Source organism: Streptomyces sp. NPDC058008, from assembly GCF_042886395.1.
In the GTDB taxonomy this organism is placed as follows: domain Bacteria; phylum Actinomycetota; class Actinomycetes; order Streptomycetales; family Streptomycetaceae; genus Streptomyces.
In genome coordinates, this window is the sequence record NZ_JBHVQX010000024.1 from 1 (window position 1) to 25,395 (window position 25,395).

Consider the following 25,395-nt stretch of genomic DNA (forward strand, 5'->3'; position numbering starts at 1 on the left):
GGGGGGGGGGGGTGGCGGGGGCTTTTGTGGTGGTGTCCTCCCCGGGGGGCGGCGCCGCCCCCCGCGCCCCGCCCCCCCCCCCCGCTCCTGGTTGGCGGCCTGGGACGGCCGTCAGGTCACACCTCGACGACGACCGGAAGGATCATCGGGCGACGGCGGTAGGTGTCCGACACCCACTTGCCCACCGTGCGGCGGACCAGCTGCTGGAGCTGGTGCGGCTCCATCACCCCGTCCTGGGCGGACTTGTTGAGCGCGTCCTCGACCTTGGGCACGACCGCGGTGAACGCACCGTCGTCGATGCCGGAACCGCGCGCCTGGATGTGCGGACCGCCCACGATCTTGCCGGACGAGCTGTCGACCACGATGAAGACCGAGATGATCCCCTCGTCACCGAGGATGCGGCGGTCCTTGAGGGAGGTCTCCGTGACGTCGCCGACCGAGAGGCCGTCGACGTAGACGTAGCCGGCCTGCACCTTGCCGACGATCTTCGCCTTGCCGTCGACGAGGTCGACGACCACGCCGTCCTCGGCGATGACGATGTGGTCCTTCGGCACACCGGTGAGCGCACCGAGTTCGGCGTTGGCCCGCAGGTGGCGCCATTCGCCGTGGACCGGCATCAGGTTCTTCGGCTTGCAGATGTTGTAGAAGTACAGCAGCTCGCCGGCCGAGGCGTGGCCCGAGACGTGGACCTTCGCGTTGCCCTTGTGGACGACGTTCGCGCCCCAGCGGGTCAGCCCGTTGATCACGCGGTAGACCGCGTTCTCGTTGCCGGGGATCAGGGACGACGCCAGGATCACCGTGTCGCCCGGGACGATCCGGATCTGGTGGTCCCGGTTGGCCATGCGCGAGAGAGCGGCCATCGGCTCGCCCTGGGAGCCCGTGCAGACCAGCACGACCTCGTCGTCGGGCAGGTCGTCGAGTGTCTTGACGTCGACGACCAGTCCGGCGGGCACCTTCAGATAGCCCAGGTCACGGGCGATCCCCATGTTGCGGACCATGGAACGCCCGACGAAGGCGACCCTGCGGCCGTACTCGTGGGCGGCGTCCAGGATCTGCTGGATGCGGTGCACGTGGCTGGCGAAGCTGGCCACGATGATGCGCTTCTGCGCGTTCGCGAAGACCGTGCGCAGGACGTTGGAGATGTCCCGCTCCGGCGGAACGAATCCGGGGACCTCGGCGTTCGTCGAGTCGGAGAGGAGAAGGTCGATGCCCTCCTCGCTCAGCCGGGCGAAGGCGTGCAGGTCGGTGAGACGGCCGTCCAGCGGGAGCTGGTCCATCTTGAAGTCACCGGTCGCGACGGCCAGGCCCGCGGGGGTGCGGATGGCGACCGCGAGGGCGTCCGGGATGGAGTGGTTGACCGCGATGAACTCGCAGTCGAACACGCCGATGCGCTCGCGCTGCCCCTCCGCCACCTCGAGGGTGTAGGGACGGATCCGGTGCTCCTGCAGCTTGGCCTCGATGAGCGCGAGGGTCAGCTTGGAGCCGATCAGCGGGATGTCCGGCTTCAGGCGGAGCAGATACGGGACACCGCCGATGTGGTCCTCGTGGCCGTGCGTGAGGACGATGCCCTCGATGTCGTCCAGGCGGTCCCGGATAGTGGTGAAGTCCGGCAGGATCAGGTCGATGCCGGGCTGCTCCTCCTCGGGGAAGAGCACACCGCAGTCGACGATGAGCAGGCGGCCGCCGTACTCGAAGACCGTCATGTTGCGGCCGATCTCGCCCAGGCCGCCCAGCGGGGTGACCCGCAGGCCGCCCTTGGGAAGCTTCGGCGGGGTACCGAGTTCAGGATGCGGATGACTCAAAAGACTCTCCTTACCACGCGCGCCACGTACCGCTGAGGGCACGTGGCGCGCGTGTCATTTCGTGCACTTGCTGTTGTCAGGGTGGTGTTTCCGCCGCGAGTGTCCTCGCGTATTCAGTTGTGAAGTCCGTGGTCAGAGCTGTACCCCGCCGGCGGCCAGATCGATCTTGAGCTGGGCCGTCTCCTGGGCGGTCAGTTCCACCAGGGGGAGGCGCAGCGGGCCGGCGGGCAGGCCCTGGAGGGTGAGCGCGGCCTTGGTGGTGATCACGCCCTGGGTGCGGAACATCCCGGTGAACACCGGGAGCAGCTTCTGGTGGATCTCCGTGGCCTTCTGCACGTCTCCGCCGAGGTGCGCCTCGATGAGGGCGCGCAGCTCGGGGGTGGCGACATGGCCGACGACGGAGACGAAGCCGACCGCGCCGACCGAGAGGAGCGGGAGGTTGAGCATGTCGTCGCCGGAGTACCAGGCGAGTCCGGACTGGGCGATGGCCCAGCTGGACCGGCCCAGGTCTCCCTTGGCGTCCTTGTTGGCGACGATCCGGGGGTGCTCGGCGAGGCGTACGAGCGTCTCCGTGTCGATCGGCACACCGCTGCGGCCGGGGATGTCGTACAGCATCACGGGCAGGCCCGTGGAGTCCGCGATGGCGCCGAAGTGGCGGAGGAGGCCCTCCTGCGGCGGCTTGTTGTAGTACGGCGTGACCGCGAGGAGGCCGTGGGCGCCGGTGCGCTCGGCCGTGCGGGCCAGCTCGATGCTGTGCCGGGTGTCGTTGGTGCCGACGCCCGCGATGACGTGGGCCCGGTCTCCCACGGCTTCCAGCACAGCCCGTACGAGCTGGTCTTTCTCCGCGTCGCTGGTGGTCGGGGACTCGCCCGTGGTGCCGTTGATGACCAGGCCGTCGTTGCCTGCGTCCACCAGATGGGTGGCGAGCCGCTGGGCGCCGTCGAGGTCGAGTGCGCCGTCCGCCGTGAAGGGCGTGACCATAGCGGTGAGGACCCGCCCGAAGGGGGTCTGCGGAGTGGAGATCGGAGCCATGGGTAACACGCTACTCGTTGCTCGGAGCGTCGCGCCCCCTCGGGGGGACGGGGAAGAGGAGCCCGGCACTGCCTGCTCGGGGGTTCAAGCAGTGCCGGGTCCGTTTGATCAGCCTAGATGAACTTCACGAAACGTCGCAATACGGACACCGCTTACGGGGCGACCCGTCCGTTTTTGTTGAAGGCGGCATGAGTGAGCGGCATCAGGCTCCGCCAGTGCTGTTCCATCTGTTCCCCGACCATTTCGATCTCGCGCTGCGGGAAGGACGGCACCTTGGCCAGTTCGTGCTGGGTGCGCAGGCCGAGGAAGTGCATGAGCGAGCGCGCGTTGCAGGTGGCGTACATCGAGGAGAAGAGGCCGACGGGGAGGACGGCCCGGGCGACCTCGCGGGCGACACCGGCGGCGAGCATCTCCTGGTAGGCGTCGTACGCCTGGCGGTAGGACTCCTCCATGGCGCGGCTCGTGAGCTCGTGCTGCTCCGGGGTGCCCTCGACGAACTCGTACTTGCCGGGGCGGCCCTGCTGGATGAGCTTGCGGGACTCCCCCGGAACGTAGAAGACCGGTTCGAGCTCCCTGTAGCGGCCCGATTCCTCGTTGTACGACCAGCCCACGCGGTGCCGCATGAACTCGCGGAACACGAAGATCGGGGCGCTGATGAAGAAGGTCATCGAGTTGTGCTCGAACGGGCTGCCGTGCCGGTCCCGCATCAGGTAGTTGATGAGCCCCTTCGAGCGCTCGGGGTCCTTGGTGACCTCTTCCAGCGACTGCTCGCCGGCCGTGGAGACGCGGGCTGCGAACAGCACGTCGGAGTCACCGGCAGCGGATTTCACCAGGTCAACGGTGACGTCGCTGCGGAAGTGGGCCTTCGTGGGCTCGGGGGTGTCGGTCACCGGCGGGGGTCCTTCCAATGGCGTCGCTCGGGCGGCGTCCACTCTACGGGCCCCGGGGGCGGCATCCGTCAGCGGGAAATTTTCGACGGGTTCGGCGATTCGGGGCACCGATCAGGCCTCTCGTACGTCTGACTCATTAGCAGCACCCGTCACAGAGTTCAAGGAGAGTTTCCTCATGTTCCGCCGGCGTGAATCCGTTCCGTTCTCGTTCGTCGCCGAGGCCGACCGGTTCCGCAGTAATGTCACTCCGCCTCCCCGCCAGCGCGCCAGTCGTTCCCAGCTGGCGGCCCGTTCCCTCGTAGGGCTGACGCTGGTCGCCGGCTTCGCCGGATCGCTGCTCTTCGGTCTGCCCGCCCTCGACACCGAGCGGACCCCGTCCCACAGTCAGACGTCCGAGGCCTCCCAGCAGCGCTGACCCGTACGGGCCCCCTGGGGTGGTCGGCCGGGGGGCTGCTCGGTAGCCTCACCGGGCACAGCAATCGAGCGTGCTTGTGAGTGAGGATCAGTCGTGCCCCTGCCCTTCCTGACGGCCGACCGCGCATTCGACGCGGGCGCAGAGGACATCGCGCTGCCGTTCGACGACCACGACAGCTGGCGACGGCCCTACCGCCCCGGCCCCTGGCGGGTCGCGGCGGCGGCCACGCTGCTGCTGCTGTCGTCCTTCGTACTGCTCGCCGCGATGATCATCACGTTCGCCGGGTCCTTCTCCGGTGCCATCGCGTGTTTCGTGCTCGCTGCCGTGGTGATCGCCTGCGCGCTGCGGCTCCTGCGGGTCGGTGCCTGGGTGAGCCTGCACGGCGTGCGCCGGGTGGGCTTCTTCCGTACGACCACGGTGCGGTGGCAGAACACCGCGGCGGTCCGTACGGTCCAGCAGCCGGTGAAGTGGCTCGGTTTCCCGCGCACCGTCCAGGGCCAGGCCCTGGTGGTGGTGCGCAGGAGCGGCGGGCCGCTGGCGCCGCTGTTCACCGACCACAACGCGGACTTCCTGGCCCGCGCCGAGGCCTTCGAGCGGGCCACCGACTCGATCGAGGCCTGGGGGGACGAATACCGCACCTCCTGAAGGCCTGGGTCCCCCAGGGGGCCGCGGGAACACCTCACAAGCCGGTACGGCGCCGCTCAGGCGCGTACCGGCTTGTGTGCGTGCAGGGCGATGGCGCGCTGCATCGCCTTGCGGGCGCGCGGGGTGTCCCTCGCGTCCTGGTAGGCGACCGCCAGCCGGAACCAGCAGCGCCAGTCGTCCGGGCTGTCCTCGGTCTCCTCCCGGCGCCGCGCGAAGACGGCGTCGGCGGAGTCGCGGTCGATGCGCCCCGACGGGGTACGCGTCAGCTCGTCCACGGGGAGTCCTCCCTCCGCGTCCAGTTCGGCCGCCAGGGCGTTGGCCCTGCGCACGAACTGGGTGTTCTTCCAGAGGAACCAGACACCGATCACCGGCAGGATCAGCACCGCCACGCCGAAGGTCACCGTGAGCAGCGTGCCGTGCCGGATGAGCAGGACGCCGCGGCTGCCGGCCAGGACGAAGTAGAAGACCAGGACGGCGGCCGTGACGACGTAGGTGAGCTTTGCGCGCATGGGGTTGGGCCCAGTCAGTTCAGGTCGAGGAAGTGTTCCAGGCCGAAGGTGAGGCCGGGAGTGGTCACCACGCGGCGGGTGCCGAGCAGGATGCCCGGCATGAAGCTGCTGTGGTGGAGGGAGTCGTGCCGCAGGGTGAGGGTCTCGCCCTCGCCGCCCAGCAGGACCTCCTGGTGGGCGAGGAGGCCGCGGAGCCGGACCGAGTGGACCGGGACGCCGTCGACGTCCGCGCCCCGCGCTCCGTCCAGCGCCGTGACCGTGGCGTCCGGCTGCGGGGCCGCGCCGGCCTTCTCGCGGGCGGCTGCGATGAGCTGGGCGGTGCGGGTGGCGGTGCCGGAGGGGGCGTCCGCCTTGCGGGGGTGGTGGAGCTCGATGACCTCGACGGACTCGAAGTAGCGGGCGGCGCGCTCCGCGAACTTCATGGTGAGGACGGCGCCGATGGAGAAGTTCGGCGCGATGAGCACACCGGTCTCCGGGGAGCCGGAGAGCCAGGTGTTCAGCTGCGCGAGCCGTTCGTCGGTCCAGCCCGTGGTGCCGACCACCGCGTGGATGCCGTGCCGGACGCAGAAGTCGAGGTTCTCCATCACCGACGCGGGTGTGGTGAGCTCGACGACGGCCTGGGCGCCGGTCTCCGTAAGGGTCTCCAGCCGGTCGCCGCGGCCGAGCGCCGCGACCAGTTCCATGTCGTCGGCGGCCTCCACGGCCCGTACGGCCTCGGATCCGATGCGGCCCTTGGCGCCGAGAACGGCCACGCGCAGCTTGCTCATGTGCTCTTTTCCTTACGGGTGGTTAGGAGACCGCTTCCTGGAGGCGGTCGGCCTGCTTGTCCTTCAGCGGGCCGATGACCGAGAGCGAGGGCCGCTGTCCGAGGACGTCGGCCGCCACGGCCCGGACCTCGTCGGGGGTGACCGCCGCGATCCTGGCCAGCATGTCATCGACGGACATCTGTTCGCCCCAGCAGAGTTCGCTCTTGCCGATGCGGTTCATGAGCGCGCCCGTGTCCTCCAGGCCGAGGACGGTGGAACCGGCGAGCTGGCCGACGGCGCGGCCGATCTCCTCGTCACCGAGGCCGTCCGTCGCCACCCGGTCGAGTTCGTCGCGGCAGATCGCGAGGACGTCGTGCACCTGGCTGGGCCGGCAGCCCGCGTACACGCCGAAGAGCCCGCAGTCGGCGAAGCCGGAGGTGTACGAGTACACGCTGTAGGCCAGGCCGCGCTTCTCGCGCACCTCCTGGAAGAGGCGGGAGCTCATGCCGCCGCCGAGCGCGGTGTTCAGGACGCCGAGCGCCCAGCGGCGTTCGTCGGTCCTGGCCAGGCCGGGCATGCCGAGGACGACGTGCGCCTGCTCGGTCCTGCGGTTCAGGAGCTCGACCTTGCCGGCGGTGCGCAGGGTGCGGGACCCCTCGCGCGGCGCCGTGGGGACGGCGTCGGTGCGGGTGAGGGCTCCGGCGCGCTCGAAGGCCCTGCGGACCTGGCGCACGACGGTGGCGTGGTCCACGTTGCCCGCCGCGGCCACCACCAGGTGCGTGGGGTCGTAGTGCTTCTTGTAGAAGCGGGCGATCTGGCCGCGGTTCAGCGCGTTGATCGTGTCGACGGTGCCGAGGACCGGGCGGCCCAGCGGGGTGTCGCCGAGCATCGTGTGCGCGAACAGGTCGTGCACGCAGTCGCCCGGGTCGTCCTCCGTCATCGCGATCTCCTCGAGGATGACGCCGCGCTCGGCGTCGACGTCCTCGGGGGCGATCAGCGAGCCGGTCAGCATGTCGCAGACGACGTCGATGGCCAGCGGCAGGTCGGTGTCCAGGACCCGCGCGTAGTAGCAGGTGTACTCCTTCGCCGTGAAGGCGTTCATCTCGCCGCCGACCGCGTCGATCGCGGACGAGATGTCGAGGGCGCTGCGCTTGGCGGTGCCCTTGAAGAGGAGGTGTTCGAGGTAGTGCGTCGCGCCGTTCAGGGTGGGCGTCTCGTCGCGTGATCCGACGTTGGCCCAGATCCCGAAGGTGGCGGAGCGGACGGAGGGCAGGGTCTCGGTGACGACCCGCAGGCCGCCGGGGAGGACCGTGCGGCGGACGGTGCCGATGCCGCCTGTGCCCTTGAGAAGCGTTTGGGTACGGGCGACGGCCCGCCCCTCCGAGGAGGGGCGGGCCGTCGTCACGGAACTACGGGACGTCACTTGTCGGTGTCGTCCTTCTTCTCGTCCTCTTCGCCCTCGATCACGGGGATGAGGGAGAGCTTGCCGCGGGAGTCGATCTCCGCGATCTCGACCTGGACCTTGGCGCCGACGCCGAGCACGTCCTCGACGTTCTCCACGCGCTTGCCACCGGCGAGCTTGCGGATCTGCGAGATGTGCAGCAGGCCGTCCTTGCCGGGCATCAGGGAGACGAAGGCACCGAAGGTGGTGGTCTTGACGACCGTGCCCAGGTACCGCTCGCCGACCTCCGGCATGGTCGGGTTGGCGATGGCGTTGATCGTGGCGCGGGCGGCCTCGGCCTGCGAGCCCTGCTGGGCACCGATGTAGATGGTGCCGTCGTCCTCGATCGTGATGTCGGCGCCGGTGTCCTCCTGGATCTGGTTGATCATCTTGCCCTTGGGGCCGATGACCTCACCGATCTTGTCCACCGGGATCTTGACGGTGATGATCCGCGGGGCGTTCGGGGACATCTCGTCCGGGACGTCGATGGCCTCGTTCATGACGTCCAGGATGTGCAGACGCGCGTCACGGGCCTGCTTCAGCGCGGCGGCCAGGACCGAGGCGGGGATGCCGTCGAGCTTGGTGTCGAGCTGGAGCGCGGTCACGAACTGCTTCGTGCCGGCGACCTTGAAGTCCATGTCGCCGAAGGCGTCCTCCGCACCGAGGATGTCGGTGAGGGCGACGTAGTGGGTCTTGCCGTCGATCTCCTGCGAGATCAGGCCCATGGCGATACCGGCGACGGCGGCCTTGAGGGGCACACCGGCGTTCAGCAGCGACATGGTGGAGGCGCAGACCGAGCCCATGGACGTCGAGCCGTTGGAGCCCAGCGCCTCGGAGACCTGGCGGATCGCGTAGGGGAACTCCTCGCGCGAGGGCAGCACCGGCACGATGGCGCGCTCGGCGAGCGCGCCGTGGCCGATCTCGCGGCGCTTGGGCGAGCCCACACGGCCGGTCTCGCCGACCGAGTACGGCGGGAAGTTGTAGTTGTGCATGTAGCGCTTGCGGGTCACCGGGGAGAGGGTGTCCAGCTGCTGCTCCATGCGGAGCATGTTGAGGGTGGTGACGCCCAGGATCTGCGTCTCGCCACGCTCGAACAGCGCCGAGCCGTGCACGCGCGGGATGGCCTCGACCTCGGCGGCGAGCGTACGGATGTCCGTGACGCCGCGGCCGTCGATGCGGACCTTGTCCTTGATGACGCGCTCGCGGACCAGCTTCTTGGTCAGCGCGCGGTAGGCACCCGAGATCTCCTTCTCGCGGCCCTCGAAGGCCGGGAGGAGCTTCTCGCCCGCGATGTCCTTGATGCGGTCGAGCTCCGCCTCGCGCTCCTGCTTGCCGGCGATGGTGAGCGCCTTGGCGAGCTCGGTGCTGACGGCCTTGGTCAGCGCCTCCAGGACGTCGTCCTGGTAGTCGAGGAAGACCGGGAACTCACCGGTGGGCTTGGCGGCCTTGGCGGCGAGGTCCGACTGGGCCTTGCAGAGCGTCTTGATGAAGGGCTTCGCGGCTTCCAGACCGGCGGCGACGACCTCTTCGGTCGGGGCCTCGGCGCCGTCCTTGACGAGCTGGATGGTCTTCTCGGTGGCCTCGGCCTCGACCATCATGATCGCGACGTCGCCGTCCTCCAGGACGCGCCCGGCGACGACCATGTCGAAGACGGCGTCCTCGAGCTCGGTGTGCGTCGGGAAGGCGACCCACTGGCCCTTGATCAGGGCGACGCGGGTGGCGCCGATCGGGCCGGAGAAGGGCAGGCCCGCCAGGATCGTGGAGGCGGAGGCGGCGTTGATGGCGACCACGTCGTACAGGTGGTCGGGGTTGAGCGCCATGATCGTCTCGACGATCTGGATCTCGTTGCGCAGGCCCTTCTTGAAGGAGGGGCGCAGCGGGCGGTCGATCAGGCGGCAGGTGAGGATCGCGTCCTCGGAGGGCCGGCCCTCACGGCGGAAGAAGGAGCCGGGGATCTTGCCGGCCGCGTACTGCCGCTCCTCGACGTCCACCGTGAGGGGGAAGAAGTCGAGCTGGTCCTTGGGCCGCTTGGAAGCGGTGGTGGCCGACAGCACCATGGTGTCGTCGTCCAGGTACGCGACGGCGGAGCCGGCGGCCTGCTTGGCCAGGCGGCCCGTCTCGAAGCGGATGGTGCGGGTGCCGAAGGTGCCGTTGTCGATCACGGCTTCGGCGTAGTGGGTCTCGTTCTCCACTAGTGTTTTCTCCATACTCGTCGTCTTTCGTCCTGGCGCCCGTGTGGCCCAGGACGGTGCGGAGAAGCGCGCCGTGTGTGCGGGCCGGTCTTCGATCGAAGCTCCCGGGCGTTGTCCCGGGGGCCACTACCGAGGACCGGCGGCGGCCGTGGCGCGCCTCTCCTCGTTCTGTTGTCGTACGTCCAGGTTACTGAGCCTGACCCCGGTCACGCACGTACAGCAAAGGGAGCGGCCCCCTGGAACCGGGGTACCGCTCCCTCTCACAGCGTCCTTACTTGGCGCCGCCGGCCGCACCGCGGCGGATGCCGAGGCGGTCGACGAGGGCACGGAAGCGCTGGATGTCCTTCTTGGCCAGGTACTGCAGAAGACGGCGACGCTGGCCGACGAGGATCAGCAGACCCCGGCGGGAATGGTGGTCGTGCTTGTGCGTCTTGAGGTGCTCCGTCAGGTCCGAGATCCGGCGGGAGAGCATGGCGACCTGGACCTCGGGGGATCCGGTGTCACCCTCCTTCTGGGCGAACTCGGACATGATCTGCTTCTTCGTAGCGGCGTCGAGCGGCACGCGTACTCCTCTTGGTGTTCGATGCGCCCACGAGTGCCCCTGGTCTTGATCTCAGGGGAGCTTCCGTGACTCGGAGGCGAAGGTCCGATGAGCGCAGCTCCCAGGGTGATCCCGGAAGCGCGTACACAAACGGCCGTCACACAGCGTACCAGTCGCCGCGGACCCGTCCGTACGCCGTGGGGGCCGGGTCAGCTGGTGAGCGCCCGGATCGAGTGGTAGACGTCGAAGACGGCCAGGCACAGGGGCAGCAGCGTCAGCAGCACGAAGGCCTCGGCGACCTCCAGGAAGCGCCCCCAGAACGGGGTGACCCCCTTGCGCGGCACGATCAGTCCGATGGCGGTGATCAGGGCGGCGACGCCGGCGACCGCGGCGGTGAGCCAGATCGTACGGATGTCCAGTCCCCCGCTGTCCCCCCTGAGCGCCTCGCGGATCAGATCGGCCGGCGGGTTGAGGGACAGCCCGAGGCCGAGGAGCACGAGGGCGGCGAGGCCGGCGCCCAAGGCGCAGCCGACCTGGGCGGTGTAGCGGAACAGGTGGGCGCGCATCAGCATCGCGACGCCGGTGGCGAGTGCGAGGAGCTGGCCCCAGACGCTGTCGGAGAAGCCGAGCACGGCGGCCGCTCCCACGGCCACCAGCGCGCACCCTCCGACGAGGCCGAGGAGCAGCTCGTGCCCGCGTCGCGCCTGGGCGGTGATGCGGTCGGCGTCGACGGGACCCTGCGGGGCCGGCTCGGACGTTCCGTAGTCACCGACGGTGGTGCGGGGCGGGTCGAAGCCGATGGGGAGGCGGGCGAAGCGGGTGGAGAGTCCGGGCAGGAAGGCGAGGAGCCCCACGGAGAGGGGGGCGCAGACGGCCGCGGTCTCGGCCGGTGCCATGCCGGTCAGGATCGCGACGAAGGTCACCAGCACGCCGATGGCGGAGGCGAAGACGAACGCGACGAAGGTCCCGTCGCCCTCGGGGGCGGCGATCATGAGGATCACCGACGCCACCAGCACGGCCGCGCAGGCGAGCAGGAACTGGAGCCTGCCGATGCCCTGGCCCTGGCTGAGCGGCAGGAGTCCGGCACCGGCGACGGCGGAGTGGGTGAGGACGCCGATCCCGAGCGCGATGGACGAGCCGCGGTCCGCGTAGACGCGCGCGCGCACGCAGGCCAGCGCGAGGAGGAGTACGGCGCTGACGGCGGCCAGGACGCCCGGCAGGCCGTGCATGTCGTGCCGGACGTCGGAGGTCCAGAGCACGAAGCCGAGCAGGACCAGGAGGACGGAGCCGCCGAAGAGCCCGGCGGAGCGCATGAGGCCGTCGCCCCACAGGGTGCGGTCCCGGGCGACGGCCGTGGCGACGGCGTCGGAGACGTCGTCGAAGACCGCGGGGGGCAGCGATTCCGAGAAGGGGCGCAGGGAGAGCAGTTCGCCGTCGAGGATGCGCTGGCCGGCCAGTGTGCGGCCGCTGTCCAGGACGGTGCCGTCGCGGCGTACGAGGTGGTAGCCGACCGGGGCGTCCTGGGCGGGGCTCTGCCCCGACAGCCGGAGGATCTCGGGGTAGAGGTCGGCGACCGGGATGTCCTCGGGCAGCGCCACGTCGACGCGGCTGTCGGGCGCGACGACCGTGACCCGGCAGAAGCCGGTTCCGTTGCCGGCCGGTACTCCGGGACCCGGCCTGCCGGATCCGGTGGCCGCGGTGCGGGCCGTCATACTCACGTGCTGCTCCCCCTCATGTGTTCTCCTCCGCCTCCTGGAACGCACCCCTGGACCACGGGCTTCACAAGCGTCCTGAATGACCCGTTTTTTGCGGTAGTTAGCGGATGCGTACACGCGTCGCGACACCCTACCGCCCTCGGGTGACCGGGTACGCCAGTAGGATCCTCCCGCGTACGGAACCCGTCGCCACGGGGGCGCCGATAGGAACAGTTCCGTCCGGCAAGGGAATTGGTGAGCTGTGAGCCAGATCGTCGTCAAGCGCCCACCGCGGGCCCTGCCCTCCGAAGTTCCGGGCGAGCAGGTGCAGTTGCAACCTCCGCCCGAGCTGCCTCGCGGACAGCAGGAGGGGGTGATGATGCAGCTGCTGCCGATGCTCGGTATGGGTGGCTCCGTCGTCTTCTTCTTCATGACGCCGAACCCCATCATGCGGATCATGGGCATGGTCATGATCGCGTCGACGGTCGCCATGGCCATCTCGATGATCATCCGCTTCCGGCGCGGCACGCAGGGCCAGCTCGCGGACATGCGGCGCGACTACCTGAAGTACCTGACGCAGACCAGGCGCGCCGTGCTGAGGACCGCACGGCAGCAGCGTGACGCGCAGTTCTACCTCCACCCCTCCCCGGAGCAGCTGTGGGCGCTCGTCGCCGAGGGCAGCCGGGTGTGGGAGCGCCGTGTCGGGGACGCGGACTTCGCGCACGTGCGCATCGGCCTGGGCAGCCAGGAGCTGGCCACCCCGCTCGTCGCGCCCGACACGGCACCGGTCGACGAGCTGGAGCCGCTGACCGCCGGGGCGATGCAGCAGTTCCTGACGACCCACAGCACGCTGGACGGGCTGCCGATGGCGGTCTCGCTCCGTGCCTTCTACCACCTGACGATCAGTGGTGAGGCGGAGTCCGCGCGGGCCACGGCCCGCGCGATGGTGGGGGCGCTCGCCTCGCTGCACTCCCCCGAGGACCTGGTCATCGCCGTCGCGGCCGGCCGGGACGCCGCTCCGCGCTGGGAGTGGACGAAGTGGCTCCCGCACGTCCAGGTGCACGGTTCCACCGACGGCGCGGGCAGCCGGCGTCTGATCACCACGGGGGTCGCGGAGCTGGAGGAGATGCTCGCGGGCCGCCTCGAGGGCCGCCCCCGCTTCCAGCCGGGCGGACAGCCGGTCCTCGACCAGCCGCACGTCGTCGTCGTGCTCGACGGCGAGTCCGTGCCGGCGACGTCGGCGCTCGCGTCGGCCGAGGGCCTGCAGGGCGTCACCGTCGTCGAGATCGTCACGGGCCAGGTCAACGGAGCGCGCGGCGGTCTCTCCATCGTGGTGGACCCGCACTCGCTGCAACTGGAGTCCGGGCACGGCCTCGTGTACGACGGTGTACCCGACCTGCTGAGCCACGAGGCCGCGGAGGCACTGGCGCGGCAGCTGGCCCCGCTCCACGTGGCCTCGGGCGGGGACGACGACGAACCGCTGCTCGCCAACCTGGAGTTCACCGACCTGCTGAACCTCGGTGACGCCGCGTCGGTCGACGTGAGCCGGACCTGGCGGGCCCGCTCCCAGGCGGAGCGGCTCCGGGTCCCCATCGGTGTGGGCGAGGACGGCAGCCCCGTGATGCTGGACCTGAAGGAGGCGGCGCAGGAGGGCATGGGGCCGCACGGCCTCTGTGTCGGCGCCACCGGTTCCGGCAAGTCCGAGCTGCTCCGCACGCTCGTGCTGGGCCTCGCCGTCACCCACACCTCGGAGACGCTGAACTTCGTCCTCGCGGACTTCAAGGGCGGTGCGACCTTCGCCGGTATGGCGCAGATGCCCCACGTCGCGGCGGTGATCACGAACCTCGCCGACGACCTGACCCTCGTGGACCGCATGGGCGACTCCATCAGCGGTGAGCTCAACCGCCGCCAGGAGATGCTGCGCGACGCGGGCAACTACGCCAACATCCACGACTACGAGAAGGCGCGTGCGGCGGGCGCCGCGTTGCAGCCCATCCCCTCCCTCGTCCTGGTCATCGACGAGTTCAGCGAACTGCTCACGGCCAAGCCCGACTTCATCGAGATGTTCGTCCAGATCGGCCGTATCGGCCGTTCGCTGGGCGTCCACCTGCTGCTGGCCTCGCAGCGCCTGGAGGAGGGCCGCCTGCGCGGCCTGGAGACCTATCTGTCGTACCGGATCGGTCTGCGCACCTTCTCCGCGGGCGAGTCCCGCGCCGCGCTGGGCGTACCCGACGCCTACCACCTGCCCAACGTTCCCGGCTCGGGCTATCTGAAGTACGGCACGGACGAGATGGTGCGCTTCAAGGCGGCGTACGTCTCCGGGGTGTACCGCACGGGCTCGCAGCCCGCCGCGTCCTCCGGTCCGCTGCCCGTGGACCGCAGGCCCGTGGTGTTCACCGCGGCCCCGGTGCCGGTGCGCTACGTGCAGCCGACGGCGCAGGCCGGCGTGCCCGAGGCGCGCAAGGCCGAGGACGACGCCCTGGCCGACACGGTGCTCGACGTGATCGTGCGCCGGCTGGAGGGCCGTGGGGCCTCCGCGCACCAGGTGTGGCTGCCTCCGCTGGACAACCCGCCGTCGCTGGACGAGCTCCTGCCGGGGCTCTCGGCCGTCGAGGGCCGCGGGCTGACCCAGCCCGGTTTCGAGGGCTCGGGGCGCCTGGTCGTACCGCTGGGCGTGGTCGACAAGCCGTACGAGCAGCGCCGCGACACCCTCTACCGGGACTTCTCCGGCGCGGCCGGCCACATGCAGATCACCGGCGGCCCGCAGTCGGGCAAGTCGACGCTGCTGCGCACGCTCATCGCGGGGTTCGCCCTCACCCACACGCCCCAGGAGGTCCAGTTCTACGGACTGGACTTCGGCGGCGGCGGCATGGCCTCGGTCTCCGGTCTGCCCCATGTCGGAGGCGTCGCCTCCCGGCTCGACCCCGAGCGGGTACGGCGCACGGTCGCCGAGGTGTACGGGATCATGGCGCGCCGTGAGGAGTACTTCCGCAGTGCGGGCATCGACTCCATCGCCACCTTCCGCAGGCTCCGGGCGCGCGGCGACATCTCGGCGACCGACCAGCCGTGGGGGGACGTCTTCCTGGTCATCGACGGCTGGGGCAACTTCCGCACGGACTACGAGGCGCTGGAAGCGGCGGCCGTGGACATCGCGCAGCGCGGCCTCGGCTACGGCATCCACCTGATCGTCACGGCGTCGCGCTCGATGGAGGTCCGGGCGAACCTGAAGGACCACCTGATGAACCGGCTCGAACTGCGGCTCGGTGACGTCATGGACTCCGAACTCGACCGCAAGGCGGCGGTCAACGTGCCGGCCGGCGTGCCCGGGCGGGGTCTCACACCCGAGAAACTGCACTTCATGGCGGCGGTCCCGCGGATCGACGGCATCAACTCCGACAGCGACCTGTCGGAGGCCACGGCAGCCATGAACCAGGAGGCCACCCGGCACTGGACCGCGGCTCCCGCCCCCGCGGTCCGGCTGCTGCCCAGGGAACTCCCGGTCCACGACCTGCCCGCGGGCCACGCGCGGCCCGAGCGGGGGGTCGCCTTCGGCATCGACGAGAACAACCTGGAGCCGGTCTTCCTCGACTTCGAGCGGGACCCGTTCTTCCTGGTGTTCGGCGAGAGCGAGTCCGGCAAGTCGAACCTGCTGCGCCTGCTCATCAAGCAGGTGACCGAGCGGTACGACGGGAACGCGGCCAAGTTCTTCGTCATCGACAACCGGCGGGCGCTCCTGGACGTCACGCCCGCGTCGCACCTGGCGGAGTACGTGCCCATGTCCAACAACATGGAGCACCACGCGGACGCGCTGTACAACCTGATGAAGCGCCGTACGCCCTCGCCCGAGGTCACGGCGCAGGAACTGCGCGAGCGCAGCTGGTGGAGCGGCCCGACGGTGTTCGTGGTCGTCGACGACTACGACCTGGTCTCGACGTCCAGCGGCAACCCGCTGTCCAAGCTCACCGAGATGCTGCCGTTCTCCCGCGACGTGGGCGTGCGGTTCATCATCGCCCGCAGCACGGCGGGAGCGGGCCGCGCACTGTACGAGCCCTTCATGCAGCGCATCCTGGAGCTGGGCGCGCAGGGCGTGATGCTCTCCGGCGACCCCATCGAGGGGGACATCCTCGGCAACGTGCGTCCGCGCCCGATGCCGCCGGGGCGCGGTGTCTTCGTCACCCGGCGACGCGGCAACCCGCTGGTGCAGACGGGGCTCGTGGACGGCGACCGGTAGGAGTCACGGGGTTGGTCCTGGGGCGGGCGGTGACGGCGGAGGACTCCGCCGCCCGCCCGCTTCCGCGTGCGGGGGCGCCGGGTGTGCACGAGGGCGGGGGCGCCGGTCGTGCACCACCTGGTCGCGCGCGGACGCCGGTCGTGCGCCCTGGAGCGTGTGCGGGGCGCCGGTCGTACGCCTGGTCGCGTGCGGGGGGCCTATGGCCGGAACTGTGTGAGGGAGCGGGCCTCCGGTCCGGCGCCGCCGACCGGGCGCGGACGGCCGCGCCGGCGTCAACCCGCCGGGAACGGCGGACCGATCCCTTCCGTGGGTCAGCATCGGCGGAACCCGGGCCCTCCACCGCGAAATTGGTGAATCCTGAACTGACAAGAGGCACTTTCGGGCCAACCACGCCCCGAGGGCGATCAACCGCAAAAACGGTGTGATCAACCACTATCGTGCCCCTCACGGGCGCCGGAGACGTGGAGAGACCCCCGGTGCCAACGCTGGAACGGATACCGGCACGTAGGTCAACGCGGCTTGAATCGGCTGTACCCGTTCCCCCTACACCTTGCTAACTTCCGGGACTCAGGGGATTGAAAAGTACATGCGAAAGGGTGGTACATGACCTCCGCAGCTCCAGCGCCGAAGATCCCTCAGCTGTGGGTTCCGCTCCCCTCGGGGATCCACCCGAGTTGGCGCGAGGTCGACGAACGCTCGGCCGCCTGGCTCGATCGGTTCGGCCTCTACACCGACCGCGCGCAACGCGAACGTCTGACGCACATCTCCGTGGGTGAGATCACCAGCCGCGGCGCCCCCTCCGGTCGCCTGGCAGGCCTGCAGTGGACCTCGGACTTCCTGATGTGGCTCTTCGCGTTCGACGACGAATTCTGCGACGAGGGGCCGGCGGCCGCCTCTCCGGACGCGACCCTGCTCATCATCACCAGACTTCAGCGCATCGTCGAAGTCCCGTGGGCCGCTCCCGCCGACGACAACTACAGTGCCGCACTGCGGGAGTTACGCCTGCGCCTCGACGACCTGACGACCCCGGTGCAGACCGCCCGCTGGGCCGCCAGCTTCCGCGCCTACCTCCAGGGCCAGATCTGGATGGCGGCCAACAGCGCGCACGACCGGATCCCCAGCCTCTCCGACCACCTGGCCATCCGGCTGGACTCCTCCGGGGTCAAGATCTTCTCGACCCTCAGCGAGATCATCCATGGATACGACCTCCCCGCGGCCGACTACGAGCGGCACGACGTCCGGGCCTTCGTCGAGGTCTTCGCGGCGATCATCGGCTGGTCCAACGACCTGGTCTCGTACCACAAGGAGCGCCAGCGCAGTCAGGACGGGTACGGCAACATCGTCGACCTGATCGCGTACGAGCGGGGCTGCTCACTCGAAGAGGCCGTGAACGAGACCGCCATGATGCACACCCGCGCCATGGCCCTCTATCTCCGCCTCCGCGACCAGATCCTGCACGACGCCGGCCCCGAACTGAGCCGCTGGATCGCGGACGGCGACACCTGGATCCGCGCCGACTACGACTGGTCCCTCACCACTCACCGCTACGTCAACCCGGACAATCCGGCCGACCTCCCCGCCGGCAGCGCCGCCGCCCCCTTCCAGGAGCGGGAAGCGGACGAGCCGCTGCCGATCGCCAGCATCGCCTGGTGGTGGACCCTGCTGAAGGACTGACGTGCGGTGGCGGCCCCGGCCGTCCTCCGCCCGGGCCGGGACCCGTCCACGCGCGGGTGGCAGCGGGGGCGGGGCGACCGCGCGGCCGCCGGCTCATGTCACGTGCTCCGCGCAACGGTTGCGGCGTCCGGGCCGAACCCGGCGCCAGGTGTCGTGGGACGGTCCCGGACCGCCCCACGACAGAGGTCAGGGTGGGCACCTCCCGTGCGTGTCCACCCTGACCTGTCGGCCGTCCGCCGAGGCCTACTCGAAGTTGGCCCGTGCGCGCTTGTCACCGGCGTGGTAGGACGTACCGGCGTCGCGCACCTTGCGGGAGATCTCGGACAGGGCCGTGTGGATGCCCGTGGCGTCACGGTCCCAGCCGGCCTGTGCGGCGTCGTAGGCCGACTTGGCCTCGCCCACCCACAGCTCGGACGCGCTGGCGACCATCCGCTTGATGGCCGCGAGGTCTTCCTGAAGCTGCCTGCTCTGCCGGTCGATGTCACCGGCGGCCTGCTCCAGGCTCGAGTAAGTGACAACCATCGTGCCGTCGTTGGTCGGCATACGGTCCTCCAGTTCAGTCTGGTTCGGTGTGATGAGCCCGTACCTGGTACGGGTGGCGGCTCGGTCTCAGAGGGCGTTGATGGCGGAGGTCTTGGCCTCCGCGCCGGCCGAGTGACCGGGAACGACGTCGACGCCCTGCAGGGCCTGCCGGATCTCGTCCTCGGTGTTGCCCGAAATGGTCCGGGCCGCCTTGATCGCTTCCTGGAAGTTGGCCAACCGCGTGGCGATGTTGCCCATCTTCAGGTTGATGTCGGCCTGCTTGGTGTTGAAGGCGCTGGCGCCGATACCCTTCCACGCGCCTTCCAGGCTGTCGATCGTCCCCTGCAGCGTCTTCAGCTGCCCCCTCACGGAGTCGAATCGCTTGGTGAGTTCGCCCTCGAGCTTGAGGAGCATCTCATCTGAAAGCTTCTGATCTGCCATGGTGCTGGCTTCCTTCCTGGTGCTCTTGTTCGGTCCGGCGTTCCCGCCGGGAGGTGCGTGTGAGGAACTGCGGTCGGTCAGGCGGTGCGGCGCTTGCGGACGAGAGCGAAAGCGCCACCACCGAGTACGAGCACCACTGCCACCCCGCCGAGGATCAGGCCCAGTTGGCTGCCGTCGCTCTTCTCCGTGCTGGAGCCTGCCATGGCTGCGTCCTCGGCCTTGTCCTTCTTCTCGGGCTGTGACGAAGCTGATGCGGACGCGGCGGGCGAGGCGGTGGAGCCGGCCGTCTTCTCCTGGGTGAGAGGACTGACGTCCGGGGCGCCGGGATCACCCGTGCCCTTGAGGATGTTGACGGCGGGGCGGATGATGCCGTGCCCGAGGTAGTTGCTGAGCGTGCCCTTTTCCCAGTCACCCCGGCCGGCGGTGTCGAAGAGGACGTTCAGGACCTGGTTGGCGGTCCAGTCCGGGTGAGCGGACCAGATCAGGGCGGCGGCGGCTGACGTGATGGCCGTGGCGGCGCTGGTTCCGCCGTTGCCCTGACAGTAACGTTCGAAGTTCTCGTCGCACCAGCGCGGGAGGTCCTCACCCGGACCTGCGATATCCACGAAATCCCCGTGCTGGGAAGTGTCGGATGCCTCGCCGTTCCGGTCCGTGGCACCAACACCGACGACTTCCGGGTAGGCAGCCGGATACACCGGCTTGTTTCCCTTCTTGGCTTCATTCCCGACAGCGGCAAAGAAGAGCTTTCCCTTGCTCTGGGCGTACTTGACCGCTTCGATTTCCTGGTCCAGCTTGAAATCGTTGCCGAACGACATACTGATGATCTTCGCGTCGCTGTCAGCCGCCGCCCTGATGGCGTCCGTCGTATCCAGGGAATTCAGGGATTCCTTGGTCTGCCACTCGGCGTCGGCGACACGCATCGGCATGATCTTCGCCCCTGGTGCCAGGCCTTTCAGTCCTCCGCCCTGGCCGGTACCAGCAATCAGCTCGGCCATGGTCGTGCCATGGCCGCTGTAGTCGTCGGTCTCCTCGCCTTCAGCTCCCGTGGCGTCGAGCCCTTTCACCACCTGCCCCTTCAGCGAAGGGGTGTCGGGGTTGACGCCCGTATCGATGACAGCGACCGTGACGCCTTCACCCGTGGTCGTCTTCCACATCTCTTCGGCATGCATGGGTTCGAGGTACCACTGCTTGGATTGCGCATCCACGGCACCTGCGGGGGGAGCGGCCCCCACGAATCCCACACTCCAGGCGGCAGCCACAGCCATCGTGCCGAGCAGGCGCCCTCTCGCTCCGAGAGGGGTGCGGCGCTTTCGGGTCTGGCTCATTCCTGCTGTCATCCTGACTTCCGAACCTTCCCTGTACCTACTCGATCACCGGTGGTGCGGTTCCACGCCGGCCGGCCTCCCACGTCTCCCTGTCTTCCACGAGGTAGTCCGGACGCGGCGTGCCGTCGTCCTGTTCCTCGTCCCGGGAGTCCTTGCGGCCGGCCGGGCCGCGCACAAGACCCGCGCCACCCGCCGTGAAGCCCTTGGTGCCTGAAGCAGGACCCGAACCACCGCGCGGTGTGCCGACGACGCCTCTGGTACTGGGAGTGCCCCGGCCGCCAGGCTTGGCGGCACCGGCCGTTCCGCCGGCTCCGATGACCGTGCCTCGCGGGACCCCCCGGGCCTGCCCCGGCGTACCCGTGGCGCGCTGCGGAGTCCCGCCCACGATCCCGGCCCGGCCGGCCCGCGGACCGGTGCTTCCGGACGCACCGCCATGACCCGCGGCCATGGGTCTGCCACCGGTGACGCCCGACCGGCCGGCGGCGGGAGACTGCGCTCCGGCTCCCGCTCGTCCGGCGTTCCCCGAGGCCGTGCCACCGTTCACGGGCGACGGGCGACCCACCGGAGGTCCGGAGCGACCGTTCGCAACCGGACCACTCCCGGCAGGGCCGGTCGCCCGGCTCCCGCCCACCGGCCGTGGCCCGCCCACTGGCCCTTGAGCCCCCTTCGAGCTGGACTTCACCGGATTCACGAGACCGGTCGGCACAGGCGGATTCGGGACTCCGCCCGACACCGCGGGGCTCGGGGTCGGCTGCGGCGGGGCCCCTGTGGTGGTCACCGGGGCGGGCGGAGCGGCAACGGTGTTGATCTCGGTGGACACGCTCTTGTCCGGCACCTGTGCCACGGCAACCGGCGCCTCGTAGCCCTGGCCGTCTCCTGCGGAGCTCCGGCTGCCGGACACCGTGTGCCTCGACACGCCTCCGGAGGCATCGCTGCCCGACGACCCCGAATTCCTGTAAGGCGAGGAGCCCGACTCCTCACCCTCGCGTCCGTAACCCTGCGGCCGGGGCATGGCGACATCAAGCTTCTTCTCGAACCGCGGCGGTTCCTGAGCCGCCAGCGTCTCCTCCGAGACGGCGTAGTACGAAGCCAGTCGGTTCGCCTGGTTGATGGCCTCCTGACGGTGCTTCTCGACCTTCAGCGCCGCCTCGTACTCCGGGTTGCCCTCGACCCGCTTCGGGGCTTCGATCTCCTCGGGAATCCTGCGGACCAGCCGGGTGTCGCGCGGCGGAAGGGAGTTGCGGACCGAGGCGAGGCCCGTGCCGGCGACCGTGATCTGGGTGCCGGCCGCCTGTGCGAACTCGCCCAGCTTCTCGGCGTGGGCGACCAGGCCCTTGCCCCACTCGCGGAAGGCGACTCCTGACTCGCCCTCCCAGTCGACGGCCTCGATGAAGTCGCCCAGCTCCCCCGCGGCGTTCGTGATCGCGGTCCTCGCCTTGAGGAGGGCCTGGCCCGCGTCCTCGAGGTGCTCCGGATTCGAGTCCCGGATCAGGTCGATCATGGTGTTGAGCTCGTGGTCCTCGAAGGAGGTCCGCCCCGAGGTACCGCCCCCGAAGCCGAACACCTCCATCACGTTCCGGATCTGGCGGTTGACGTCCGTGACGATCAACTGCCCGTGTACGCGCTGCTGGTCCTGCTGCTGCTGTTCCGCGGGAGTCAGCTCCGGCTGCGGCTGCTTGTCATCGCTCATCAGCTATCACCCAAGTCGTCGTAGGCAGAGCCGGTCTTGCCGTCGGAACGCGGCTGCTCAGGACGGGTCGGCTTCTCGCCGCGCGCCTTCTCGTGCTCCGCGTCCAGGTCCGCCTGGATCTCGTAGAACCGGCGCCGCGTGTCGTCGTCCACGTTGTCGAAGCCGACGGCCGCCGCGTGCACCCCGAGGCTCAGGTACTCGATCTGGTCGCCCAGCGACTTCGAGAGCGTGACGAGCGACTCGTGTACACGGTTGTACTGGGTGTAAAGCCCATCCGCTTCCGCGAAGCATGTGTTCTGGCCACTCAAGGAGGAACGCGACACCGCCTGTGCCGCGACCTTCGACTTGCCGGCCGGTGAACTCTCGAGTTCCGCCAGCAACGCGTTCACGCTCTTCTGGAACTTCTCCAGGGCTCCTACACCCTTACGCAGATCCCCTTTTTCTTTGGCCACGCCGCTGCCTTCCCCCGATTCCCCGTTTGCACAGTCCGTTTCACGTTGCTTTCGCATCCACGTGAACAGGTCTGGCCCATCACTTCACTGTAGCCAATGGCACTGACATGACCAACCGTCTTGTCCATCACGTGACTTCCGGACGCCCCCCGCCACCGGGCCCTCGCACCACCGGACGCCACGCGCCACCGGCCCCTCACGCGCCGCTCGGCCGGCCCCGGCGCCGCTGCCTGTCGCGTACGGCCACGGCCGCCCCGGCGATGGCCGCCACCAGGACTGCGCCTCCGACCACGACGTAGGTCGCGAGCCGGGCGTTGCGCTCGTCAGCGGTCTCGCCGAGGTGGAGCGCGGCGGGCACCGGGGCTTCGCCCCTGCTCACACCCTCGTTCGCCACCGGCGTCTCGATGGGCTTGTCGTCCTCGGTCAGGGCGCGCACCGGGTCGATGACGCCCCACCCGACCAGGCGGTCGTGGCCCGCGACGGAGCGTTCGGCCGTCTGCTCGATCTGGGCGACGATCTGCTTCTGCGTCCAGTCCTTGTGCTTGGCCTTGATGAGGGCCGCGACCCCCGCGACGTAGGGCGCCGAGAAACTGGTGCCGTTGTCGGCGCAGTGCCCCCCGCCGGGAACCGTGGAGATCATGTCCACGCCGGGGGCGGCCACGCCCACGAACTCGCCGGACTGCGAGAAGGCCGCCCGTTCGTTGTTGCGGTCCGACGCGGCGACGGCCAGGACGCCGTCGTAGGAGGCGGGGTAGGTCTCCTTCACGTTTCCGCCCAGCCCGTCGTTGCCGGCGGAGGCGACGATGACGATCTCCTTGGCCAGGGCGGCCTTCACGGCCTGCTCCAGCCGGTCCGTGGGCCTGACCGCGTCGGCCGTGTCCTGGGAGATGTTGATGACGTCGGCGCCGGCCTGGTCGGCGGCGTAGCGGATGGCGTCCGCCAGGGTGTCCGCGGTGCCGTGGCCCTCGGCGTCGTTCTGCTGGATCGGGATGATCGTGGCGTCGGGAGCCAGGCCGGTGAAGCCCGTGCCCTTCGCCGCGCGGGCGGCGATGATCCCGGCGACCTTGGTGCCGTGGCCGACCAGGTCGGTGGTGCCGTTCTCCTTGCCGCGCTCCAGCTTGCCGCCGTTGTCGTCCTTGAGGTTCTTGGCCATCAGGTTGCGCCCGCTGCCCGCGTCCACGGCCTTCGTCAGCTGCGGGTTCCTGACGTCCACACCGGTGTCGATCACCGCCACGCGCACCCCCTTGCCGGTGGACTGCTCCCACAGTTCGTCCATCAGCACGCGTTGCAGGGCCCAGGGGCGGCCCGCGTACTGCTTCGAGGGGAAGGTGCACTGCGTCGAGTCGTCCGCGGCCGCCGGGAGCACCGGCAGGGTGACGAGGACGACGCCGGTGGCGGCCGCGGTCGTCAGCAGCCGCCGGCCGAGGGGGCGGGGGGAGGGGTACGTCGTCACGTCGTCGCTCCTCACGAGCCCTGCGGCTGGCGGGCGGCGCCGGTCGACAGGCGCGGTCCCGTCGGCAGGAAGGTGGACCAGGCGGCGGGGACGGGTGCGGGGTCGACGTCCTTGTACCCGAGCCGGTTCTGCGCCTGCTGCGCCTCCTGCTGGGCCTGCTCCCGTTCCTTCTTCGTACCGGACTCACCGATGCCGGCGTCGTCCTGCACGCTGTCGCCGTTGGACTGCATCGCGTAGCGCAGGCCGGTGTCGGTCACCAGGAAGAGGGGGCCCGAGTCGGGGCTCGCCCCCTTGAACTGGCGGAAGAGCTGGCCGGATCCGGGGGTGACGTAGGCGCTGCTGGAGCCGGTGGGGAGCGTGGCGGGGAAACCCGTGCCCGCCCAGGTGCTGAGCGTTGCGGTGCCGTCCTTCCCGGAGACCCCGCGCAGGACGTTGCACACGGTGTTGCGGCTTCCGCCGGCCGTGTCGGCGGAGTTGACGGGATCCGGCCCGCTGGTGGGCCAGTCCCTCTCCTCGCCGAAGGCGGCGCCGGGCTCGAACGCTCCCGCACTGACGGACTTCGCCTTGCCGTCCTGGCCGAGGCCGACGAGGGCGCGGCTGCTCAGCAGGAGTCTGGCGACGAAGTCGGAGACCGGGGCGACCCTGCCCGGCAGGACGACGTACTGCTGGGTCCTCGTGCCCGAGGTGGCCGCGAGGACCATGCCCACCTTGTTGTCCTCGGGCTGGAGCTTCCCCGGCGCAGCCGCGTCGGCACCGGGCGTTCCCTCGACGGTGGGGAAGGTGACCGGGTCCCCGGTGTGCAGGGTGGCCAGCCAGTCGGCGGAGACCCGCTGGGGCTCCCGGCCCTGGTCGACCAGGGTGCGCAGCAGCAGTTCGTCCTTCTCCACCGCGTACGCCTTGCCGGAGGCGTCCACGATGTGACGGGTCCTGTCCGGTCCCTCGACGTACATGAGCTCGCCGCCGCGCAGCTTGCTCCTGCCCTCCGTCTTGTCCTGCTCGCGTTCGGCGAAGAGGAAGGCCGCCTTCTGTATCGCCCTGCCGCCCTCTCCGGGCCTCTCGCAGACGGCCCAGCGCTTGGCGGAGCCGGCCTCGGCCCGGTCGGGGAGGCGGTCCGGGGCGTACGGGATGCCGAGCGTCGCCCCGTGCGGGATCCTGCCGCTGTCGAGGACCGATTCGTCGACGTTGATGACGGTGCCCTTGTCGGGGGCGAGGAGGAGTTTGGCGCTGGACATGTTCAGCACCGGGTGGAGCTGTGTCTTGCCGTCGGTCTTCAGCACCACGTAGCGGGTGGTGGACTTGCTGGCGATGATGACGTTCTCGTAGGGGGTGTCCCACTTCTGGGGTGCCACGGGCTTGAACATCCCCCAGGCTCCGAACACCGCGAGGACGACCGCGCCGACGACCATTCCGGGGACCACCGCGCGAAGCGGACGCGGCGCGCCCTCTTCCGAGCCCGACGGGTGGGGCTGCAGGAACTGTGCGACCAACCTCCGCTTCGCGAAGGTGTAGGCATTGAGTTCGTCCCGCCGTGATGCCATGTGCGCGCTGCCCCTTCTCCCCGGTGGGCGACCAGGTTCCCACACCGTCCGCGGGCCGGTGCCCCGACCGGGAGCCCTACTATGCCTGTTGGCACTTGGCTCTCACCCCTCAGGTAGGGTGATCGCCCGGTCAACGCCCGTGCAAAAAATGGCGATTACGGA

Annotated in this window: 20 protein-coding genes; 4 read left to right on the forward strand and 16 right to left on the reverse strand. The window is 69.9% G+C overall.

Annotation, left to right across the window (positions count from 1 at the left end):
* Window positions 1-116 precede the first annotated feature (116 nt).
* The 3 genes from ACFVS9_RS23465 to thyX all read right to left on the reverse strand — a co-directional run bounded on the left by ACFVS9_RS23465 (window position 117) and on the right by thyX (window position 3,724).
* Window positions 117-1,802: a ribonuclease J gene (locus ACFVS9_RS23465; RefSeq protein ID WP_109879661.1), complete on the reverse strand. Its 1,686-nt coding sequence runs from the start codon at window positions 1,800-1,802 to the stop codon at window positions 117-119.
* Between the two features lie 132 nt (window positions 1,803-1,934).
* Window positions 1,935-2,834 (reverse strand): 4-hydroxy-tetrahydrodipicolinate synthase, encoded by a 900-nt coding sequence (gene dapA / locus ACFVS9_RS23470; protein WP_383118894.1) that lies wholly within the window; start codon window positions 2,832-2,834, stop codon window positions 1,935-1,937.
* Between the two features lie 152 nt (window positions 2,835-2,986).
* A complete protein-coding gene (thyX, locus tag ACFVS9_RS23475; protein ID WP_383118893.1) occupies window positions 2,987-3,724 on the reverse strand; it encodes an FAD-dependent thymidylate synthase in 738 nt (245 codons plus the stop codon).
* Window positions 3,725-3,899: 175 nt separating this feature from the next.
* On the opposite strand from thyX, the gene ACFVS9_RS23480 reads away from it, so the two are divergent.
* Window positions 3,900-4,139 (forward strand): hypothetical protein, encoded by a 240-nt coding sequence (locus ACFVS9_RS23480; RefSeq protein ID WP_383118892.1) that lies wholly within the window; start codon window positions 3,900-3,902, stop codon window positions 4,137-4,139.
* A 93-nt stretch (window positions 4,140-4,232) separates the two neighbouring features.
* A complete protein-coding gene (locus tag ACFVS9_RS23485) occupies window positions 4,233-4,784 on the forward strand; it encodes a hypothetical protein (RefSeq protein ID WP_389935111.1) in 552 nt (183 codons plus the stop codon).
* Between the two features lie 56 nt (window positions 4,785-4,840).
* On the opposite strand, the gene ACFVS9_RS23490 is transcribed toward ACFVS9_RS23485, so the two are convergent.
* From ACFVS9_RS23490 to eccD, 6 genes are all read right to left on the reverse strand, one after another.
* A complete protein-coding gene (locus ACFVS9_RS23490; protein ID WP_383118890.1) occupies window positions 4,841-5,293 on the reverse strand; it encodes a hypothetical protein in 453 nt (150 codons plus the stop codon).
* A 14-nt stretch (window positions 5,294-5,307) separates the two neighbouring features.
* The gene (gene dapB, locus ACFVS9_RS23495) at window positions 5,308-6,060 is read right to left on the reverse strand and encodes a 4-hydroxy-tetrahydrodipicolinate reductase (protein ID WP_383118889.1); all 753 of its coding nucleotides are present in this window, start codon (window positions 6,058-6,060) and stop codon (window positions 5,308-5,310) included.
* 22 nt (window positions 6,061-6,082) lie between these two features.
* The gene (locus ACFVS9_RS23500) at window positions 6,083-7,462 is read right to left on the reverse strand and encodes a M16 family metallopeptidase (RefSeq protein WP_389935115.1); all 1,380 of its coding nucleotides are present in this window, start codon (window positions 7,460-7,462) and stop codon (window positions 6,083-6,085) included.
* Window positions 7,459-9,672: a polyribonucleotide nucleotidyltransferase gene (locus ACFVS9_RS23505; protein ID WP_383118780.1), complete on the reverse strand. Its 2,214-nt coding sequence runs from the start codon at window positions 9,670-9,672 to the stop codon at window positions 7,459-7,461. The genes ACFVS9_RS23500 and ACFVS9_RS23505 overlap by 4 nt, the downstream gene beginning before the upstream one ends.
* 271 nt (window positions 9,673-9,943) lie before the next feature.
* Window positions 9,944-10,234: a 30S ribosomal protein S15 gene (gene rpsO, locus ACFVS9_RS23510; protein WP_003965855.1), complete on the reverse strand. Its 291-nt coding sequence runs from the start codon at window positions 10,232-10,234 to the stop codon at window positions 9,944-9,946.
* Window positions 10,235-10,422: 188 nt separating this feature from the next.
* Window positions 10,423-11,925, reverse strand: coding sequence for a type VII secretion integral membrane protein EccD (gene eccD, locus ACFVS9_RS23515; protein ID WP_389935255.1), 1,503 nt, complete (start codon window positions 11,923-11,925; stop codon window positions 10,423-10,425).
* Between the two features lie 244 nt (window positions 11,926-12,169).
* On the opposite strand from eccD, the gene eccCa reads away from it, so the two are divergent.
* Together eccCa and ACFVS9_RS23525 are read left to right on the forward strand one after the other, a co-directional pair.
* A complete protein-coding gene (gene eccCa, locus ACFVS9_RS23520; RefSeq protein ID WP_389935118.1) occupies window positions 12,170-16,138 on the forward strand; it encodes a type VII secretion protein EccCa in 3,969 nt (1,322 codons plus the stop codon).
* A gap of 603 nt (window positions 16,139-16,741) precedes the next feature.
* The gene (locus tag ACFVS9_RS23525) at window positions 16,742-17,812 is read left to right on the forward strand and encodes a (+)-(1(10)E,4E,6S,7R)-germacradien-6-ol synthase (protein WP_383118777.1); all 1,071 of its coding nucleotides are present in this window, start codon (window positions 16,742-16,744) and stop codon (window positions 17,810-17,812) included.
* A gap of 243 nt (window positions 17,813-18,055) precedes the next feature.
* Here ACFVS9_RS23525 and ACFVS9_RS23530 read toward each other — a convergent pair whose 3' ends face one another.
* The 7 genes from ACFVS9_RS23530 to eccB form a co-directional block, all read right to left on the reverse strand.
* Entirely contained in the window at window positions 18,056-18,355 is a 300-nt protein-coding gene (locus tag ACFVS9_RS23530) for a WXG100 family type VII secretion target (protein ID WP_383116876.1), read from the reverse strand.
* A 66-nt stretch (window positions 18,356-18,421) separates the two neighbouring features.
* The gene (locus tag ACFVS9_RS23535) at window positions 18,422-18,775 is read right to left on the reverse strand and encodes a WXG100 family type VII secretion target (protein ID WP_383116877.1); all 354 of its coding nucleotides are present in this window, start codon (window positions 18,773-18,775) and stop codon (window positions 18,422-18,424) included.
* A gap of 77 nt (window positions 18,776-18,852) precedes the next feature.
* Window positions 18,853-20,112 carry a S8 family serine peptidase gene (locus ACFVS9_RS23540; RefSeq protein ID WP_389935122.1) on the reverse strand — a complete coding sequence of 420 codons (1,260 nt, stop codon included), beginning with the start codon at window positions 20,110-20,112 and terminating at the stop codon, window positions 18,853-18,855.
* A gap of 25 nt (window positions 20,113-20,137) precedes the next feature.
* Window positions 20,138-21,790, reverse strand: coding sequence for a hypothetical protein (locus ACFVS9_RS23545; protein ID WP_389935125.1), 1,653 nt, complete (start codon window positions 21,788-21,790; stop codon window positions 20,138-20,140).
* A complete protein-coding gene (locus ACFVS9_RS23550) occupies window positions 21,790-22,299 on the reverse strand; it encodes a hypothetical protein (RefSeq protein ID WP_389935128.1) in 510 nt (169 codons plus the stop codon). Before ACFVS9_RS23550 ends, ACFVS9_RS23545 begins: the two co-directional genes overlap by 1 nt.
* A gap of 139 nt (window positions 22,300-22,438) precedes the next feature.
* On the reverse strand, window positions 22,439-23,695 hold the full coding sequence (mycP, locus tag ACFVS9_RS23555; protein ID WP_389935131.1) for a type VII secretion-associated serine protease mycosin: 1,257 nt from the start codon (window positions 23,693-23,695) through the stop codon (window positions 22,439-22,441).
* 11 nt (window positions 23,696-23,706) lie between these two features.
* Window positions 23,707-25,233 carry a type VII secretion protein EccB gene (eccB, locus tag ACFVS9_RS23560; RefSeq protein ID WP_383116882.1) on the reverse strand — a complete coding sequence of 509 codons (1,527 nt, stop codon included), beginning with the start codon at window positions 25,231-25,233 and terminating at the stop codon, window positions 23,707-23,709.
* Window positions 25,234-25,395: the final 162 nt, after the last annotated feature.

What these genes read in the sequence shown, in the direction of transcription:
- dapA (WP_383118894.1), bottom strand. Translation starts at nt 2,834, where the DNA reads ATGGCTCCGATCTCCACTCCGCAGACCCCCTTCGGGCGGGTCCTCACC.
- eccB (WP_383116882.1), bottom strand. Translation starts at nt 25,233, where the DNA reads ATGGCATCACGGCGGGACGAACTCAATGCCTACACCTTCGCGAAGCGG.
- ACFVS9_RS23530 (WP_383116876.1), bottom strand. Translation starts at nt 18,355, where the DNA reads ATGCCGACCAACGACGGCACGATGGTTGTCACTTACTCGAGCCTGGAG.
- ACFVS9_RS23480 (WP_383118892.1), top strand. Translation starts at nt 3,900, where the DNA reads ATGTTCCGCCGGCGTGAATCCGTTCCGTTCTCGTTCGTCGCCGAGGCC.
- ACFVS9_RS23525 (WP_383118777.1), top strand. Translation starts at nt 16,742, where the DNA reads ATGACCTCCGCAGCTCCAGCGCCGAAGATCCCTCAGCTGTGGGTTCCG.
- ACFVS9_RS23490 (WP_383118890.1), bottom strand. Translation starts at nt 5,293, where the DNA reads ATGCGCGCAAAGCTCACCTACGTCGTCACGGCCGCCGTCCTGGTCTTC.
- dapB (WP_383118889.1), bottom strand. Translation starts at nt 6,060, where the DNA reads ATGAGCAAGCTGCGCGTGGCCGTTCTCGGCGCCAAGGGCCGCATCGGA.
- ACFVS9_RS23540 (WP_389935122.1), bottom strand. Translation starts at nt 20,112, where the DNA reads ATGACAGCAGGAATGAGCCAGACCCGAAAGCGCCGCACCCCTCTCGGA.
- ACFVS9_RS23545 (WP_389935125.1), bottom strand. Translation starts at nt 21,790, where the DNA reads ATGAGCGATGACAAGCAGCCGCAGCCGGAGCTGACTCCCGCGGAACAG.
- ACFVS9_RS23535 (WP_383116877.1), bottom strand. Translation starts at nt 18,775, where the DNA reads ATGGCAGATCAGAAGCTTTCAGATGAGATGCTCCTCAAGCTCGAGGGC.
- ACFVS9_RS23550 (WP_389935128.1), bottom strand. Translation starts at nt 22,299, where the DNA reads ATGCGAAAGCAACGTGAAACGGACTGTGCAAACGGGGAATCGGGGGAA.
- eccD (WP_389935255.1), bottom strand. Translation starts at nt 11,925, where the DNA reads ATGACGGCCCGCACCGCGGCCACCGGATCCGGCAGGCCGGGTCCCGGA.